Source organism: Pseudomonas sp. SDT291_1_S447, from assembly GCF_054070155.1.
Genome location: NZ_JBSVXS010000026.1, coordinates 29,428 through 44,915, shown reverse-complemented (window position 1 = coordinate 44,915; position 15,488 = coordinate 29,428). Strand labels below are relative to the sequence as shown.

19 protein-coding genes are annotated in these 15,488 nt (G+C 58.8%); 15 read left to right on the top strand and 4 right to left on the bottom strand.

Annotated elements, in window-relative coordinates; all coding sequences use genetic code 11:
- Nucleotides 1–221: 221 nt before the first annotated feature.
- Nucleotides 222–1,061, bottom strand: coding sequence for a UTP--glucose-1-phosphate uridylyltransferase GalU (gene galU / locus ACW9IR_RS11700; RefSeq protein WP_053120371.1), 840 nt, complete (start codon nt 1,059–1,061; stop codon nt 222–224).
- Between the two features lie 258 nt (nt 1,062–1,319).
- On the opposite strand from galU, the gene ACW9IR_RS11695 reads away from it, so the two are divergent.
- Both ACW9IR_RS11695 and ACW9IR_RS11690 read left to right on the top strand, forming a co-directional pair.
- Entirely contained in the window at nt 1,320–1,505 is a 186-nt protein-coding gene (locus tag ACW9IR_RS11695; RefSeq protein ID WP_457463281.1) for a hypothetical protein, read from the top strand.
- Between the two features lie 137 nt (nt 1,506–1,642).
- Nucleotides 1,643–1,930, top strand: coding sequence for a hypothetical protein (locus tag ACW9IR_RS11690; RefSeq protein ID WP_102901883.1), 288 nt, complete (start codon nt 1,643–1,645; stop codon nt 1,928–1,930).
- Nucleotides 1,931–1,933: 3 nt separating this feature from the next.
- Here the strand turns inward: ACW9IR_RS11690 and ACW9IR_RS11685 are convergent, their stop codons facing one another.
- Both ACW9IR_RS11685 and ACW9IR_RS11680 read right to left on the bottom strand, forming a co-directional pair.
- Nucleotides 1,934–2,164, bottom strand: a complete 231-nt coding sequence (locus ACW9IR_RS11685; RefSeq protein WP_008082673.1) for a hypothetical protein — start codon at nt 2,162–2,164, stop codon at nt 1,934–1,936.
- A gap of 71 nt (nt 2,165–2,235) precedes the next feature.
- Nucleotides 2,236–2,592, bottom strand: a complete 357-nt coding sequence (locus ACW9IR_RS11680; protein WP_095120936.1) for a hypothetical protein — start codon at nt 2,590–2,592, stop codon at nt 2,236–2,238.
- Nucleotides 2,593–2,802: 210 nt separating this feature from the next.
- Here ACW9IR_RS11680 and ACW9IR_RS11675 point away from each other — a divergent pair, with 210 nt between their 5' ends.
- The 5 genes from ACW9IR_RS11675 (at nt 2,803) to ada (ending at nt 5,940) form a co-directional block, all read left to right on the top strand.
- Nucleotides 2,803–3,105, top strand: a complete 303-nt coding sequence (locus tag ACW9IR_RS11675; protein ID WP_007912251.1) for a DUF1883 domain-containing protein — start codon at nt 2,803–2,805, stop codon at nt 3,103–3,105.
- A 28-nt stretch (nt 3,106–3,133) separates the two neighbouring features.
- Entirely contained in the window at nt 3,134–3,310 is a 177-nt protein-coding gene (locus ACW9IR_RS11670; RefSeq protein WP_095120937.1) for a hypothetical protein, read from the top strand.
- A 93-nt stretch (nt 3,311–3,403) separates the two neighbouring features.
- Nucleotides 3,404–4,114, top strand: coding sequence for a 2OG-Fe(II) oxygenase (locus ACW9IR_RS11665; protein ID WP_150730119.1), 711 nt, complete (start codon nt 3,404–3,406; stop codon nt 4,112–4,114).
- Nucleotides 4,115–4,119: 5 nt separating this feature from the next.
- Nucleotides 4,120–4,785, top strand: coding sequence for a DNA oxidative demethylase AlkB (alkB, locus tag ACW9IR_RS11660; protein ID WP_457463304.1), 666 nt, complete (start codon nt 4,120–4,122; stop codon nt 4,783–4,785).
- An 87-nt stretch (nt 4,786–4,872) separates the two neighbouring features.
- Entirely contained in the window at nt 4,873–5,940 is a 1,068-nt protein-coding gene (gene ada / locus ACW9IR_RS11655) for a bifunctional DNA-binding transcriptional regulator/O6-methylguanine-DNA methyltransferase Ada (protein ID WP_457463277.1), read from the top strand.
- A 27-nt stretch (nt 5,941–5,967) separates the two neighbouring features.
- On the opposite strand, the gene acuI is transcribed toward ada, so the two are convergent.
- Nucleotides 5,968–6,951 (bottom strand): acrylyl-CoA reductase (NADPH), encoded by a 984-nt coding sequence (gene acuI / locus ACW9IR_RS11650; protein WP_457463275.1) that lies wholly within the window; start codon nt 6,949–6,951, stop codon nt 5,968–5,970.
- A gap of 187 nt (nt 6,952–7,138) precedes the next feature.
- Here acuI and ACW9IR_RS11645 point away from each other — a divergent pair, with 187 nt between their 5' ends.
- From ACW9IR_RS11645 to ACW9IR_RS11610, 8 genes are all read left to right on the top strand, one after another.
- The gene (locus tag ACW9IR_RS11645) at nt 7,139–9,574 is read left to right on the top strand and encodes an autotransporter (RefSeq protein WP_457463273.1); all 2,436 of its coding nucleotides are present in this window, start codon (nt 7,139–7,141) and stop codon (nt 9,572–9,574) included.
- 108 nt (nt 9,575–9,682) lie between these two features.
- Nucleotides 9,683–10,747: an NAD(P)H-dependent flavin oxidoreductase gene (locus ACW9IR_RS11640; protein WP_457463272.1), complete on the top strand. Its 1,065-nt coding sequence runs from the start codon at nt 9,683–9,685 to the stop codon at nt 10,745–10,747.
- A 169-nt stretch (nt 10,748–10,916) separates the two neighbouring features.
- Entirely contained in the window at nt 10,917–11,684 is a 768-nt protein-coding gene (gene modA / locus ACW9IR_RS11635) for a molybdate ABC transporter substrate-binding protein (protein WP_102901888.1), read from the top strand.
- On the top strand, nt 11,685–12,365 hold the full coding sequence (gene modB / locus ACW9IR_RS11630; RefSeq protein ID WP_095120943.1) for a molybdate ABC transporter permease subunit: 681 nt from the start codon (nt 11,685–11,687) through the stop codon (nt 12,363–12,365).
- 3 nt (nt 12,366–12,368) lie between these two features.
- Nucleotides 12,369–13,448, top strand: coding sequence for a molybdenum ABC transporter ATP-binding protein (gene modC, locus ACW9IR_RS11625; protein WP_102901889.1), 1,080 nt, complete (start codon nt 12,369–12,371; stop codon nt 13,446–13,448).
- A gap of 72 nt (nt 13,449–13,520) precedes the next feature.
- Complete coding sequence (locus ACW9IR_RS11620) at nt 13,521–14,558, top strand: DNA topoisomerase IB (protein WP_102901890.1); 1,038 nt, start codon at nt 13,521–13,523, stop codon at nt 14,556–14,558.
- A gap of 196 nt (nt 14,559–14,754) precedes the next feature.
- Complete coding sequence (locus ACW9IR_RS11615) at nt 14,755–14,985, top strand: hypothetical protein (protein WP_102901891.1); 231 nt, start codon at nt 14,755–14,757, stop codon at nt 14,983–14,985.
- Between the two features lie 118 nt (nt 14,986–15,103).
- Entirely contained in the window at nt 15,104–15,334 is a 231-nt protein-coding gene (locus ACW9IR_RS11610) for a hypothetical protein (RefSeq protein ID WP_008082703.1), read from the top strand.
- Nucleotides 15,335–15,488: the final 154 nt, after the last annotated feature.

Below are 15,488 nucleotides of genomic sequence, written 5' to 3'. Positions count from 1 at the left end.
ATCCGTGGCGAGGATTGACGAGTTCAACAGCGATCAAACGCGCTGACAATTACTCATTTGTTTCATATTACAACTCGGAAATTTCCTTCGACTTTCGACCCTTTTCGCTTGGAAGCGAACTTTTTCCAGCGCAAAAAAAACGCCCCGAACCAGTCGGGGCGTTTTTTGACTTTTACACGAATGAGACAGTGCAAAAGTCACTACTGACGAATCAAGCGCTCTTAATAAGCCTTGCCAGTCTTGTAGAAGTTCTCGAAGCAGAAGTTGGTGGCTTCGATGTAGCCTTCAGCGCCACCGCAGTCGAAACGCTTGCCTTTGAACTTGTAGGCCATGACGCAGCCGTTCTGGGCTTGTTTCATCAGGGCGTCGGTGATCTGGATTTCGCCGCCCTTGCCTGGCTCGGTTTGTTCGATCAGGTCGAAGATGTCCGGGGTCAGGATGTAACGGCCGATGATGGCCAGGTTCGATGGCGCGTCTTCCGGTTTTGGTTTCTCGACCATGCTGTGAACGCGGTAGATGTCATCGCGGATCATCTCGCCAGCGATAACGCCGTACTTGCTCGTTTCCTGCGGATCGACTTCCTGGATGGCGATGATCGAGCAGCGGAACTGCTTGTACAGTTTGACCATCTGGGTCAGTACGCCGTCGCCGTCGAGGTTGACGCACAGGTCGTCCGCCAGGACCACGGCGAACGGTTCGTCACCGATCAGCGGGCGACCGGTCAGGATCGCGTGGCCCAGACCTTTCATTTCGGTCTGGCGAGTGTAGGAGAACGAGCACTCGTCGAGCAGTTTGCGGATGCCGACCAGGTATTTCTCTTTGTCGGTGCCTTTGATCTGGTTTTCCAGCTCGTAGCTGATGTCGAAGTGGTCTTCCAGAGCACGCTTGCCACGACCGGTCACGATGGAGATTTCCGTCAGGCCAGCGTCCAGAGCTTCTTCAACGCCGTACTGGATCAGTGGCTTGTTTACCACCGGCAGCATTTCTTTAGGCATGGCTTTAGTCGCTGGCAGGAAGCGAGTACCGTAACCGGCTGCTGGGAACAAGCATTTCTTGATCATATAAGTCCTTGAAAGGGCTGTGTGTACGAGTTTCGGCGCAGTCTAATCAGGCGGCGTGCACCTTACAATGCCCCGCACTGGCTAACCGATGCCAACATAGAGAAATATTCTCGCCGATAGTTCCATCGACATCCTGGCGCAGCCAGATCAGCGTAGCTCAAAGCTGTCGACAATCCGGATTACCATACGCTCATCGCCCCCCAATGCCAGCATTTGCCGGTATCATGGCGCCTTTGAACCAGCGAACGAGACAAATAGATGGCTGCGGTAAAAATCGTCAACGGGTATGTGATCGACAAGAAAGACGGCAAGTGGACGCTGACCACCACCAATGGCGAACACATCGCCGGGCCTTTCGACAGCGAACAAATGGCGACCGAGGTAGCGGCAGTGTTCACCGACACTCCGGCATCGGCCAAGCGCCGCGGCAAAGATCAGGACTGATCTGCTGCGATACGCCCCAAGCCCTGCCTTTGAGCAGGGCTTTTTTGTGCCCACCTACAAACAAGTGGCCAAACGCTATAACCTTTTCACAGCGGTGCTGTCAGAGCGTCTAGTCCCCCTTGCTGAAGACCACGAACATGACCTTGAAAAAATGGCTGCCCCTGATTGCGGTATTGGCTCTGGCCGGCTGCGCCACCTCCCAACCTACCTACCTGAATAACGGCGAACAGGGGCTGTCCATCGATTGCTCCGGCGAAGCCAACTCCTGGGCGACCTGCTATGAAAAGGCCGATGCCTCTTGCGCGGGCACTGGCTATCGCATCGTTGGCACTGACGGCACGCCTGCGCCCAAAGAAAGCGACAAAACCCTCGGCGTCGATGTCGGCAACTACAAAAACCGCAGCGTCGTCGTGGTCTGCAAATAGATCTTACATATGAATTTCGGCGAACTTGATTCCGAGTCCGCGCACCACCTCGATCAGATCGTCGAGTCGATTGAAAGACTCGACCTCGTCGTTATCGTCCACCAGGAAATAACTGCGGCCAGCGCTTTTCTTGAAAAACACAATCCATTCTCCCGGATTCGCCGGGTTCTGGATGACGTGGGTGGCAGAGATCAGCCCCTCTACGTGGCGTTCCCGTACTTGCTCTCGCTTCATCGCGGCTCCATAAATGAAAATGCCGTCACAGCATGACTGCGACGGCATCGGTGCTGATGACTGTCAGTCTATCAGCCGGAAATACATGCATTGGCAGCGTTTCGCACGTCACGCGGACGCACTGGCACATTCGACATGCGCTCATGCAGCTTGATGCTGCTGCCGCCGGAGCGATCTTCAATATCAAATACCGCTGCCGCGCCGGTGGAAAATTTCCCCGGGACGATGACCCGAACACCGTCCTTGTGTGGCTGCATTTGCAGCGCGCCGCGGCTGTCCGCCAGCTTCTCGGCCAGGCATTGAGCATATTCATGGGGTTTCTTGCCGGAGATTACGCTCACGGTCGGCAGCGTTTCATTGATTTCGGAAACACTCGCACAACCACCCACAGCCAGAACCAACGGCAGACACACCACACCCCACTTCATACAATTCCTCCGTTAAAGACCGTCCGACAGCACAAATGCTGTTTTTCTCCGGGGCCTTCTGCATTTAACTCGCATCCGATCGCGAATATCTGTTCAAAATTGTCAAACCAACGCCCGACGGCCAGATAATAACCCGTGCAGGCTGATAAACTGCGCGCAATTACAAGCTATCGTTTTGATTTTGTAGAAAAAGCCCTTCTGGAGGCGCCCATGAAATTCATTCACCAGCGCGAGCACCTCAACGAAGACGACATCGTCGTCATCCAATGCTCGCAAATGTGCAACATCCGTCTGATGAACGACGCCAACTTCCGCAGCTTCAAGAATGGTGGCCGTCACACCTATCACGGCGGCGCCTTCGACACGTTTCCGGCCCGTATCACCGCGCCGAGCACCGGTTTCTGGAACATCACCATCGACACCGTCAACCGCCGTGCGATCAGCGTGACCCGCAAGCCGACGCTGACCCATTCGATCAAGATCATCCGTCGCTCCAGCACCAAACTCAGCTGAGACGCGCCATCCAACCAGAAAGGAAAGCATGACCGTGGCCCAAACGACCAAATACGTCATCAAGTACAAACTCAACGGTGAACGCCGCTTTGAGTTCGCGCAGCTCGAAAACGGCACCGAAGAAGAAGCCAAAGTTGCTCTGGACGCGATTCACGGTCAGAGCGACGACGTGATCAGCGAAATCAGCGTCAGCAAAGCACTGTAAGGCGCAACCACGAATTCGACCGCAAGCGGCGGAGTGTTCTGCCGCAAGGCCCTGCCTAAACTGACCGCCTCGACCATGAGTCAAGGCGTCAGCATGTCAATGTCACCCTCCCGGCTGGAGTTGCTCGACTGGGCAAGTCTGGAGCAGCAAATGGATCACGATGGTTGCGCGATTATCCGCTCACTGCTGTCGTCAAAAAGCTGCGAGCGTTTAAGTGCGCTCTATCCGCAAGCCGAACCGTTTCGCTCGCAGGTCATCATGGCGCGTCACGGTTTCGGTCGTGGCGAGTACAAGTATTTCCGCTATCCGCTTCCCTCAACCGTAGAACGCCTGCGCACTGCGCTTTACCCTCATCTGGTGCCGCTGGCAAACCGCTGGTTCGAACGCATGAACCTGGCAAAGCGCTTTCCCGAGACCCACTGCGAGTTCCTACAACTCTGCCATGCCGCCGGCCAGACGCGCCCTACTCCGCTTCTATTGCAGTACGGCCCGCAGGATTACAACTGTCTGCACCAGGACTTGTACGGCGACTTGGTATTTCCCTTGCAAGTGGCGATTCTTCTGTCAGAACCGGGCAAGGATTTTACCGGCGGCGAATTCGTGCTCACCGAACAACGCCCGCGCATGCAATCGCGCCCATTGGTGCAAGACCTGAAACAAGGCGACGCACTGATTTTCGCCGTGAATCAACGCCCGGTCAAAGGCGGGCGCGGCGACTATCGAGTGACCATGCGTCATGGCGTCAGTCGCCTGCACAGTGGAAAAAGGCATACCCTAGGCATCATCTTTCACGACGCAACCTGATGGCTATGTTTTCAACAACATTCGACCTGTTCGCTGACCACGAACCCGAACAACAAGCCCGAGCCGAACAGATTGGCGAGCAATCCTGGTTATTGCGCGGCTTCGCACTGCCGATTGTCGATCAGTTGCTGCCGGCACTGGACGTCGTTCTCGCCGCGTCGCCCTTGCGTCACATGGTGACACCTGGCGGCTTCAACATGTCAGTCGGCACCAGCAGTTGCGGTGACTGGGGCTGGATCACCGATCGCAGCGGCTATCGTTATTCGGCTGTCGATCCGCTCAGCGGGCAGCCTTGGCCGCAGATGCCAACATCGTTCGCTGCTCTGGCGCATTCGGCTGCCGAGCGAGCTGGTTTTTCTGATTTCACTGCAGATTCCTGTCTGATCAATCGCTATGTCCCTGGCGCAAAAATGTCATTGCATCAGGATAAAGACGAAAAGGACTACGCCGCGCCGATCGTTTCCCTGTCACTCGGATTGCCGGCCATGTTTCTGTTCGGTGGTTTTGCGCGCAGCGACAAGACCCGGCGAATCCCCCTGCTGCACGGTGACTTGGTGGTCTGGGGCGGCGTTGACCGATTGCGCTACCACGGCGTATTGCCGATCAAACAAGGTCAGCATCCACGCTTGGGTGAACAACGGATCAACCTGACTTTTCGGGTTGCTCGCTGAGCTCGAAAAGTTTGACCGCAAGGCCCGGAGTGTTGTGCCAGGCGAGGCTGGTTAACCTGAATCAAAAAGGTCAACGGATCACTCATCATGAAAACGCTTTCGACTCCGCTCAACACCGAACATGATCCTCGCTGGGCCGCCGTGCTTGCGCGCGATCCGCAGGCGGACGGGCAGTTTGTCTACGCTGTGAAAACCACGGGCATCTACTGCCGCCCGAGCAGCCTGGCACGCCTGCCGAAACCGCAGAATGTCGAGTTTTTCGACACCGCCCAACAGGCCGAAGCAGCGGGGTATCGGCCTAGCAAACGTGCAAGCAAGGATCAAAGTGATGTCGCCGTGCAGCATGCCGCGACCGTCGCCACAGCTTGCCGGCAAATCGAAACGGCCGAGAATCCGCCCGCCCTGAGCGAGCTGGCAGAGACGGCTGGTTTGAGCCCGTTTCACTTTCATCGGGTGTTCAAAGCCGCCACCGGCCTCACACCCAGAGCCTACGCGGCGGCCCATCGTTCGCGCAGAGTGCGTGAGCATCTCGCGGACGGCAGTTCAGTGACGGACGCCCTGTATGAAGCAGGTTTCAACTCCAACAGTCGTTTCTATGAATCAGCCAATCACTTGCTGGGGATGAAACCCGGTGACTATCGCGCTGCCGGAAAGAACAACGACATTCATTTTGCCGTTGGCCAGTGCTCGCTCGGCGCGATTCTGGTGGCGCAAAGCGAGCGTGGGGTATGCGCGATTCTGTTGGGTGACGACCCGCATCAATTGGTGTGCGACCTGCAGGATCAGTTTCGTAAAGCCAACCTGATTGGCGCAGACAGCGGGTTTGAACAGTTGATCGCCAAAGTCGTGGGTTTTATCGAAGCGCCGGCCATTGGCCTGGACCTGCCACTGGACGTGCGTGGGACAGCGTTTCAGGAACGTGTCTGGCAAGCGCTGCGGGAGATTCCGTTGGGCAGCACCGCCAGCTACGCCGAAATTGCCCAGCGCATCGGCGCACCGACGTCCATGCGCGCGGTGGCCCAGGCTTGCGGAGCCAACCGCCTGGCGGTGGCGATCCCTTGCCACCGCGTGGTGCGCAGCGATGGCAATCTTTCCGGTTATCGCTGGGGTGTCGAGCGCAAGCGTCAGTTGCTGGAGCGTGAGACGACGTCCTGAGAGGCTGCCCCGCGCCGTCGGCGACTGTCAGCGATTGACGTCCACCACAACCCGTCCGCGAAGTTGCCCGGCGAGCAATTTTGGCGCCGCATCGATGGCTTCACTCAAGCCGATTTCATGGCTGATCAATGCCAGCAAGGAGAAATCCAGATCCTTGGCCAGACGATCCCACGCTTGCAGACGGCGGGCCTTGGCCTGGGTCACGCTGTTGATGCCAGCCAGGGTCACGCCGCGCAAAATGAACGGCGCCACCGAAGCCGGGAAATCCATGCCTTGCGCCAGACCACAGGCGGCGACGGTGCCTTCGGAGTGGGTGCTCGCGCAAGCATTGGCCAGTGTATGACTGCCGACCGAATCGATCACCGCTGCCCAACGCTCTTTAGCCAGTGGTTTGCCGGGCGCTGACAACGTGGCGCGGTCGATGATTTCACTGGCGCCCAATTGCTGCAGATATTCATGCTCGGAAACGCGGCCGGTGGACGCGACCACGCGATAACCAAGCTTGCTCAGCAGGGCGATGGCAAAACTGCCGACGCCGCCATTGGCTCCCGTGACCAGCACTTCACCCTGCTCTGGCGTCACACCATTGCGCTCGAGCGCCAGAATGCACAGCATCGCCGTGTAACCGGCCGTACCGATGGCCATGGCTTGCGCCGCGGTAAAGGCCTTGGGTAAGGGAATCAACCAGTCGCCATTGAGCCGCGCCTTCTGCGCCAGACCTCCCCAGTGATTTTCGCCAACGCCCCAGCCATTCAGCAGCACCTGATCACCCACCTTATAGTCGGGGTGGGAACTGGCTTCCACGGTGCCCGCCAGGTCGATCCCCGGCACCATCGGAAATTTGCGCACCACCGGGCTGCTGCCGGTAATCGCCAGACCGTCCTTGAAGTTCAGGGTGCTGTACGCGACGGCCACGGTGACATCGCCTTCGGGCAATTGCTCTTCGTTGACCTGTTGCAGGTTGGCGCGATAACCGCTGTCGTCTTTGTCGATCACAATGGCGTTGAACATGACTGCCTCGCATGACTGTTTTCAAAATGTCGTGCCTTGAAATACCACATCGCAACACCCTGCCACATTCGACTTTGCGCCAATCGCCGAATCCGTCGGGTATTTCCATGGCGGGCGGCTATGCTTTTTCGACGGTCGTGTTTTTGCCGTTATTCCTTCCAAAACCGCGCTGTCGATGGAGCTGACAATGTCTTACCCGCGCTCGTGCTTCGTGCTGTTGATGCTCTTTCTGCTGGCGTTCGGCAGCGCCTCGGCGGCACCGGCCACCGAGACCCCGATCGAGCCGACCTGGCCACAAGTCATCAGCAGCGGCAAAGCGAAATTGACCGTATATCAGCCGCAACTCGACAGTTGGGACGGCTACACCCTCAATGCCCGCGCAGCCGTTGAAGCCACCGGCGCGGATGGCAAATCCACCTTTGGCATTGTGCAATTCAGTGCGCATACGCTGGTCGACAAGGCCACGCGCTGGGTCGCGCTGGATCAGTACAAAATCATCAAGGCCGATTTCCCGGCTGATGCCAGTCAAGCCACCACGTGGCTCGCGGCTTTGCAGAAAGACGCCGAAAACCGCAAGAAAACCATCTCGCTGGATCAACTCGAAGCGGCCGTCGGCGTACTGTCAGCCGAGCAGAAAGCTGACAGCGCGCCGCTGGAAAACACACCACCGACGATCATCAGCTCCGACGTCCCCGCCCTGCTCGTCTATATCGATGGCGACGCGGCCTACCGGCCGGTAGACGGCACGGCGCTGCAACGGGTGATCAACACTCGCCCGCTGTTGTTGAAAGACGCTCAGGGCAAACATTACCTGCACGTCTTCGATGGCTGGATGGTCGCCGACCAGCTCAATGGCGCCTATACGCGTCTGGCCACACCGCCGGCGGATCTGGCGAAAGCCAAACAGGCCGCCATTCAGAGCCGGCAAGTGGATCTGCTGACCGGGCAAAGCGACCCGAAAGACAAGGTCCCCAGCCTGGCCAAACCGCCACAACCGAAAATTTTCATCGCCACCACTCCCACCGAATTGCTGGTCACCGATGGCGCAGCGCAGTGGTCACCGATTCAAGGCACAGGCTTGCTGTATGTCACCAATACCACCGGGCACATCTTCAAGGAGATCGGTGACCAGAACAGCTATGTGCTGATCTCCGGCCGCTGGTTCCGCGCCACTGACATGAATGGCCCGTGGACGTTTACCCCGGCAGACAAACTGCCGGCAGATTTCGCCAACATCCCCGACGACAGCCCGAAAGAAAACATCAAGGCGTCGGTCGCCGGCACCCCGCAAGCCAAAGAAGCGGCTATCGCCGCGGCCATTCCACAGACCTCGGCGATCAAGAAAAGCGCGGTAAAAATGACCGCGCCACAGTTCGATGGCGAGCCGCAACTCAAAGCCATCAACAGCACGACGTTGCAATACGTGGTCAACAGCGCAACGCCCATCATCCGCGTCGACAACAACAATTGGTACGCGGTGGAAAATGGTATCTGGTTCACCGCCACCAGCGTGAGCGGCCCTTGGCTTGTCGCCAGTTCCGTGCCGGCGGTGATCTATTCGATCCCGCCGAGCTCGCCCATGCACTACCTCACCTACGTCAAAGTCTACGAGTCCAGCGGCGATACCGTGGTCGTCGGCTACACGCCCGGTTATCAGGGTTCGAATCTTGATCCAGCCACGGGCGTCGTGGTCTATGGCACCGGTTATCCCTACACACCCTGGGTGGGCAGCGTCTGGTATGGCCCGCCGGTGACTTATGGGTTTGGCGTCGCCATTCGCTATACACCGTGGACGGGCTGGACCTTCGGCTTCGGTTTTGGCTGGAGCTGGGGCGGCAGCACTGTCGCCATGGGTTGGGGCTGGGGCGCCTACCCGTGGTGGGGCAATTACGGCTGGGGATACGCCTGGGGCCCGCACCTGTACCCAGCGCCGTTGGCCTGGGGCGGCGCCGCTTACGGGTATCGCGGTGGCGCGGTGGCCTGGGGTCCCGGTGGCTGGGCGGGCACTACCGGCAACATCTATCACCAATGGGGTGACCGGGCCACGGTCAGCCGCTATGGCGCTGGCTACAACGCCTGGACCGGTAATCGCTGGGCCGGTCAGGTTGGTTCTTCCTATAACTCACGCACTGGCGTCGCGGCTGCCGGTCAACGCGGGGCCGTGCATAACGTCTACACCGGAAATTACGCGGCTGGGCGCAGCGGCGTGGCCGTCGGACCGAACGGTGGCGCCATTGCCGGTGAGCGCGTCACCGCCGGCAATGCGCGCAGCGGTACGCAGGTCACCGCCAATCGTGGCGCCGTGTACAACCCCAACACTGGCAACACCACCCAGTATGGCGGCGTTCGCGGGCGCAATGGCGGCGCTGCACGCGTGGGTGACAACGTTTACGCGGGTCACGATGGCAACGTGTACAAAAAAACCGATAACGGCTGGCAACCAATGGTCAAGGGTGGCGCGACCCGGAATGCACCGGTCAATAACAATGCCCAGTTGCAGAATCTCAACCGTGAATCCGCCGCACGCAACTTCGGCAACCAGCGCACCAACAACTTTCACAACTCCTCACAATTGATGAATCGCTCGTTTGGCGGTGGTGGTGGCGGACTTCATCGACGCTGAAAAACTGCACGGGTTGTTCTGAATTTCGAACTGGCTGCGGATCCGCTTTTGCTGTTAAAAACCGGTTCTGCCGTCCCTGCCCGCTACCTCGTTCGGAGAACATCTTTCATGAGCCAATGGCCAGACACCCGCATACTTGATCTGCTCGGCATTGAACTGCCAATCATCCAGGGCCCGATGGCCGGTGCGACGAATTCGTCCATGGTCATCGCCGTGTGCAATGCCGGTGGTCTGGGGTCGATGCCGGCGGCGATGCTGAGCATCGAGCAATTACGCGAAGAGCTGAAAACCATTCGCCAGCACACCAACAAGCCCTTCAACGTGAACTTCTTCTGCCATCAGCCGCCGGCAGCCGATGAGCAACGTGCACGTGACTGGAAGCATCTGCTGGAGCCTTATTACCGCGAACTGGGTGCCGATTTCGCTGCGCCGACGCCGGTGTCGAACCGCGCGCCGTTCGATGCGGCAGCCTGTGAGGTGCTGGAAGAATTTCGGCCGCAGGTGGTGAGTTTCCATTTCGGTCTGCCAGAGAAATCCCTGCTCGATCGGGTCAAGGCAACCGGAGCAAAAATTCTCTCCTCGGCCACCACTGTCGATGAAGCGATCTGGCTGGAACAGCACGGCTGCGACGCGATCATCGCCATGGGTTACGAGGCCGGCGGCCATCGCGGCATGTTTCTCAGTGATGACCTGAGCAGTCAGGTCGGCACGTTTGCCTTGGTGCCTCAGATAGTCGATGCGGTGACAGTGCCGGTGATTGCCGCCGGGGCTATTGCCGATGCACGCGGCGTGGCGGCGGCGCTTGTATTGGGCGCATCGGCGGTTCAGGTCGGCACGGCCTATTTGTTCACGCCGGAAGCCAAAGTCAGCGCCGCTCACCACAAAGCGTTGCGCACCGCCAAGGAAAGCGAAACGGCGGTCACCAATATTTTCACCGGGCGGCCGGCGCGGGGCATTCTCAACCGCGCCATGCGTGAGCTGGGGCCGATGTCTTCGAAAGCACCGGCGTTTCCCTTGGCGGGTGGGGCGCTGATGCCGTTGCGAGCAATCAACGAGGCAGAGTTTGCCAACCTCTGGGCGGGTCAGGCATTTACCCTGGGCAAAGACATGGGCAGCGCTGAACTGACCCGACAACTGGCTGAAGGTGCGATGGCAAAACTCACTGGTCATTGAGCTGCGCAGTGTGAGGATTCAGGCATCCTCACACGGGTTTCAACCAACACTTCCTGTTTGGCGGCATTTCGCTATATATTCCGCTATATAGCGAATTCACCCCCCTGCATGGCGCAGTCCACTTCCAACAATAGCTGCGCTCTGCACTCGCCAATAACGGAGCTGTTACATGACCATTCGTGCCCCACGTTTTGCCCCTGCCTGCGTGGCCTCCTTGCTCGCGGTCTTCGCCGTCGGCGCTGTTCAGGCTGATGAAGTTCAGGTAGCGGTTGCGGCCAACTTCACCGCGCCGATCCAGGCCATCGCCGCCGATTTCGAAAAAGACACCGGGCACAAACTGGTTGCAGCCTACGGCGCCACCGGCCAGTTCTACACCCAGATCAAAAACGGCGCACCGTTCGAAGTGTTCCTCTCCGCTGACGACACCACCCCGGAAAAGCTCGAGAAAGAAGGCGACACCGTCAAGGGCTCGCGCTTCACGTACGCCGTCGGCACACTTGCGTTGTGGTCGGCGAAAGAGGGTTATGTGGATGACAAAGGCGAGGTGCTGAAAAAGAACGAGTACCAGCACCTGTCCATCGCCAATCCGAAAGCCGCACCCTATGGCCTGGCCGCCACGCAAGTGCTGGAAAAACTCAAACTGACCGAGGCGACAAAAGCCAAGATCGTTGAAGGTCAGAACATCACCCAGGCTTACCAATTCGTCTCGACCGGTAACGCCGAACTGGGCTTCGTGGCCCTGTCGCAGATCTACAAGGACGGCAAAGTCAGCAGCGGTTCGGCATGGATCGTCCCTGCTGATATGCACGACCCGATCAAGCAAGACGCTGTCATTCTCAACAAAGGCAAAGACAACCCCGCCGCCAAGGCGCTGGTTGAATACCTCAAAGGCCCGAAAGCCGCTGCGGTGATCAAGTCCTACGGATACCAGCTGTAAATGTCGCTGACGAGTGCCGATTTCGCGGCGATCTGGCTGACCCTGCAACTGGCGTCCCTGACCACCGCGATTCTGCTGGTTGTCGGCACGCCGATTGCCCTGTGGTTGTCGCGCACCCGCTCGTGGTTGCGCGGCCCGATCGGGGCAATTGTCGCCCTGCCCCTCGTGCTGCCACCGACCGTGATCGGTTTCTATCTATTGTTGATGATGGGCCCGCACGGTTTTCTCGGCCAATTCACCCAATGGCTGGGTCTGGGCACCCTGACCTTCAGTTTCACGGGCCTGGTGATCGGTTCGGTGATCTATTCCATGCCGTTCGTGGTGCAACCGTTGCAAAACGCGTTCTCGGCGATCGGCACCCGCCCATTGGAAGTCGCCGCGACCTTGCGCGCCAATCCGTGGGACACTTTTTTCAGCGTGATTGTGCCGCTGGCGCGCCCCGGCTTTATCACTGCGGCGATCCTCGGCTTCGCGCATACCGTTGGTGAATTCGGCGTGGTGCTGATGATCGGCGGCAACATTCCCGACAAGACCCGCGTGGTTTCCGTGCAAATCTACGATCACGTCGAAGCAATGGAATACGCACAGGCTCATTGGCTGGCCGGGGCGATGCTGGTGTTCTCGTTTCTGGTGTTGCTGGCGCTGTACTCCAGCCGCAAGACCCGCGCAGGTTGGAGCTGACCAATGATTGTTGTACGTCTGAAACGGGTCTATGCGGACTTCGGCCTCGATGTCGACCTGAACTTGCCCGGCCGTGGCGTGACCGCGCTTTACGGGCATTCCGGCTCGGGCAAAACCACCTGCCTGCGCTGTATCGCCGGGCTTGAACGCGCTGAACATGGCTTCGTGCAGATCAACGACGAAGTCTGGCAGGACAGCGACAACGGCATTTTCGTCCCGCCACACAAACGTGCGCTCGGCTATGTGTTTCAAGAAGCCAGCCTGTTCCCCCACCTGTCAGTGCTGGCCAATCTGCAATTCGGCCTCAAGCGTATCGCCCGATCCCAACGTCGGGTAGACATGGCGCAGGCCACTGAACTCTTGGGTATCGGTCATTTGCTCGAACGTCATCCGCAGCATTTGTCGGGAGGCGAACGCCAGAGGGTCGGTATCGCCCGTGCGTTGCTGACCAGCCCGAAACTGCTGTTGATGGACGAGCCACTGGCCGCTCTCGACAGCCAGCGCAAAAGTGAAATCCTGCCGTACCTGCAACGGTTGCATGACGAGCTGGACATTCCAGTCTTGTACGTCAGCCATGCGCAGGACGAAGTCGCGCGGCTGGCCGACCATCTGGTGTTGCTCAGCGAAGGTAAGGCGCTGGCCAGCGGCCCGATCGGTGAAACTCTCGCGCGTCTCGACCTGCCGATGGCGATGGGCGATGACGCTGGCGTGATCATTGAGGGCCAGGTCAGCGCTTACGACGCGGACTACCAATTACTGAGCCTGCAATTGCCGGCCACCGAGATGAGCATTCGCGTCACTCACGCGCCAATTGCATTGGGTCAGCCCCTACGCTGCAAAGTGCACGCCCGGGACATCAGCCTGAGCCTGCAGAGCAGCGAGTTCAGCAGCATTCTCAATCGACTGCCGGTCACGGTGGTCAGCGAGCAATCAGCAGACAATGCCGCCCACGTGCTGATTCGTCTCGACGCCGGCGGTACTCCATTGGTCGCACGCATCACGCGCTACTCCAGAGACCAATTGGGCGTGCATCCGGGCCAGCATTTATGGGCGCAGATCAAAGCGGTCGCGGTCCTCGCCTAAATCATTCGGCACCACGGCAACGGCGTGCGGTCAATCGCTTTACAGACCGCCGCGCCATTAAAGGAAACTGCCATGCCCGACACCGTGCTGACTGCCGACCTGCCATCCGACCTGCATTACGTCGACGACACCCAGCCCGGTATCACCCGCAAGAAACTGCGCGGCAAGTTCTGCTACTTCGAGCCGTCAGGCCAGCGCATCACCGACACCGACGAAATCAAACGCATCAATGCTCTCGCGGTACCGCCGGCCTACATCGATGTGTGGATCTGCCCCGATCCGCAAGGTCATTTGCAAGCCACCGGCCGTGATGCCCGTGGCCGCAAGCAATATCGTTATCACGCTCGCTGGCGCGAAGTGCGCGATGCCGATAAATATTCGCGGCTGCGCGAGTTCGGTCTGGCCTTGCCAAAACTGCGCAAGCAACTGGAAGCGTTGTTGGCCGCGCCCGGCTTCAGTCGCGACAAGGTCATGGCCACCGTAATCACTCTGCTTGATGCGACGCTGATTCGGGTCGGCAACACGCAATACGCCCGCGACAACCGCTCCTACGGCCTGACCACCCTGCGCAGCCGGCATGTCGAAGTCAACGGCAGTGCGATCCTGTTCCAGTTTCGCGGCAAGAGCGGCATCGAACACCAGATTACCGTCAAGGATCGACGGCTGGCGCGCATCATCAAGCGTTGTCTGGAGATTCCCGGGCAGAACCTGTTTCAGTATCTGGACGAAAACGGTGAGCGGCACACCGTCAGTTCTTCCGACGTCAATGCGTACCTGCAAACCCTGACCGGCGCCGACTTCACCGCCAAGGACTATCGCACATGGGCTGGCAGCGCCCTGGCGTTGGCGGTATTGCGCGAACTCAAGCATGAATCCGAGACCGAGGCCAAACGGCATGTGGTGGAGATGGTGAAAAATGTCTCCAGGCAGTTGGGTAACACCCCGGCGGTGTGTCGCAAGTGTTATATCCACCCGGCGGTGGTGGAGAATTTCATGCTCGGCACCCTCGCCGAATTACCGCGCCCCCGCGTGCGCAAAGGCCTGCGCGCCGAAGAAGTGGCTTTGGCAATGTTTCTTGAACGCATGAGCGACATCACCAACGCGCCTTGATCGACAACTTATCGCCCAGCTACAGGCCATGACCGGCCGTTCACCAGCGTCAAAGATTGGTGCCCGTTGAGCAACGCCTGGATTGATCGGAACGCTGAGAAAGGCGCCGGCAACCGACGAGTTGACCTGTCTATTTTTTGCACGATTGCCGGGGGCTTCTATAGTTGATCTGACACGAATCAGCTGCGGTGACGCCATGGAAGACATTTTCGTTGTGAAGCGTTGCAACAAGATCATCATTCATGGTCGACGCGCCGGAGACAGCCAGCATGATCCCGCCGAAGCCCTGAATTGGTTTCGCATCTGCGACACCCGCACCAACGGCTTCATCGGCGATGGCTACGACGTTGAAGAGGACGCACGACGTGAATGCAAACGCCTCAACGCAGCCAGTTCCCCAAAAGCGGTCCGCGAATCGTCCGGCTGATGCCGATCATAAGCGGGTCTATACTGAAACCAGCTGAAGGAGCAGCGCCCCACGGTAGAAGGCTCGCAACACGCGGGCTTTTTGCTGCAGCTCAGGTTTCATAGAACGGAGGTGTTTCATGTCCGAAAAAGAGTCCATCACCACCCTCCTCACCCTGCTCGACGCCCGTCAGGCACGCCTCGCGGCCGCTTGCAAAGAGATCGCCGACTGGGTCGACCACCAAGGCGGGCATCCGACCGCCCTGCGCATCCGTGACCGGCTGAACGATATAGAGAAGGATGCTCCGCTGATTCGCAATACGCTGTCGGCGCTCAAGCCTGTCGATCGGCCACTGCCTCGGTTCAGATGACAGCGACTTCGCCAAGGTCTCAGGAATTTGCCTCACAAGCGGTGACACACAGGTCACCGCGTATTTGCCTGTCCGAAATGTTTATTCTCCCCCGCGAATGCGTTTTCACATAACGATCACATCTGCGCGTCTACAGTAAAAACCACTCCTTTGC

Excerpts from the sequence above, each read along its gene's own strand:
- ACW9IR_RS11690 (WP_102901883.1), top strand. The coding sequence starts at position 1,643 with ATGACCTTGAAAAAATGGCTGCCCCTGATTGCGGTATTGGCTCTGGCC.
- modA (WP_102901888.1), top strand. The coding sequence starts at position 10,917 with ATGACCATTCGTGCCCCACGTTTTGCCCCTGCCTGCGTGGCCTCCTTG.
- acuI (WP_457463275.1), bottom strand. The coding sequence starts at position 6,951 with ATGTTCAACGCCATTGTGATCGACAAAGACGACAGCGGTTATCGCGCC.
- ACW9IR_RS11670 (WP_095120937.1), top strand. The coding sequence starts at position 3,134 with ATGACCGTGGCCCAAACGACCAAATACGTCATCAAGTACAAACTCAAC.
- galU (WP_053120371.1), bottom strand. The coding sequence starts at position 1,061 with ATGATCAAGAAATGCTTGTTCCCAGCAGCCGGTTACGGTACTCGCTTC.
- ada (WP_457463277.1), top strand. The coding sequence starts at position 4,873 with ATGAAAACGCTTTCGACTCCGCTCAACACCGAACATGATCCTCGCTGG.
- ACW9IR_RS11615 (WP_102901891.1), top strand. The coding sequence starts at position 14,755 with ATGGAAGACATTTTCGTTGTGAAGCGTTGCAACAAGATCATCATTCAT.
- ACW9IR_RS11620 (WP_102901890.1), top strand. The coding sequence starts at position 13,521 with ATGCCCGACACCGTGCTGACTGCCGACCTGCCATCCGACCTGCATTAC.
- ACW9IR_RS11680 (WP_095120936.1), bottom strand. The coding sequence starts at position 2,592 with ATGAAGTGGGGTGTGGTGTGTCTGCCGTTGGTTCTGGCTGTGGGTGGT.
- ACW9IR_RS11640 (WP_457463272.1), top strand. The coding sequence starts at position 9,683 with ATGAGCCAATGGCCAGACACCCGCATACTTGATCTGCTCGGCATTGAA.
- modC (WP_102901889.1), top strand. The coding sequence starts at position 12,369 with ATGATTGTTGTACGTCTGAAACGGGTCTATGCGGACTTCGGCCTCGAT.
- alkB (WP_457463304.1), top strand. The coding sequence starts at position 4,120 with ATGTTTTCAACAACATTCGACCTGTTCGCTGACCACGAACCCGAACAA.
- ACW9IR_RS11685 (WP_008082673.1), bottom strand. The coding sequence starts at position 2,164 with ATGAAGCGAGAGCAAGTACGGGAACGCCACGTAGAGGGGCTGATCTCT.
- ACW9IR_RS11675 (WP_007912251.1), top strand. The coding sequence starts at position 2,803 with ATGAAATTCATTCACCAGCGCGAGCACCTCAACGAAGACGACATCGTC.
- ACW9IR_RS11645 (WP_457463273.1), top strand. The coding sequence starts at position 7,139 with ATGTCTTACCCGCGCTCGTGCTTCGTGCTGTTGATGCTCTTTCTGCTG.
- ACW9IR_RS11610 (WP_008082703.1), top strand. The coding sequence starts at position 15,104 with ATGTCCGAAAAAGAGTCCATCACCACCCTCCTCACCCTGCTCGACGCC.
- ACW9IR_RS11695 (WP_457463281.1), top strand. The coding sequence starts at position 1,320 with ATGGCTGCGGTAAAAATCGTCAACGGGTATGTGATCGACAAGAAAGAC.
- ACW9IR_RS11665 (WP_150730119.1), top strand. The coding sequence starts at position 3,404 with ATGTCAATGTCACCCTCCCGGCTGGAGTTGCTCGACTGGGCAAGTCTG.
- modB (WP_095120943.1), top strand. The coding sequence starts at position 11,685 with ATGTCGCTGACGAGTGCCGATTTCGCGGCGATCTGGCTGACCCTGCAA.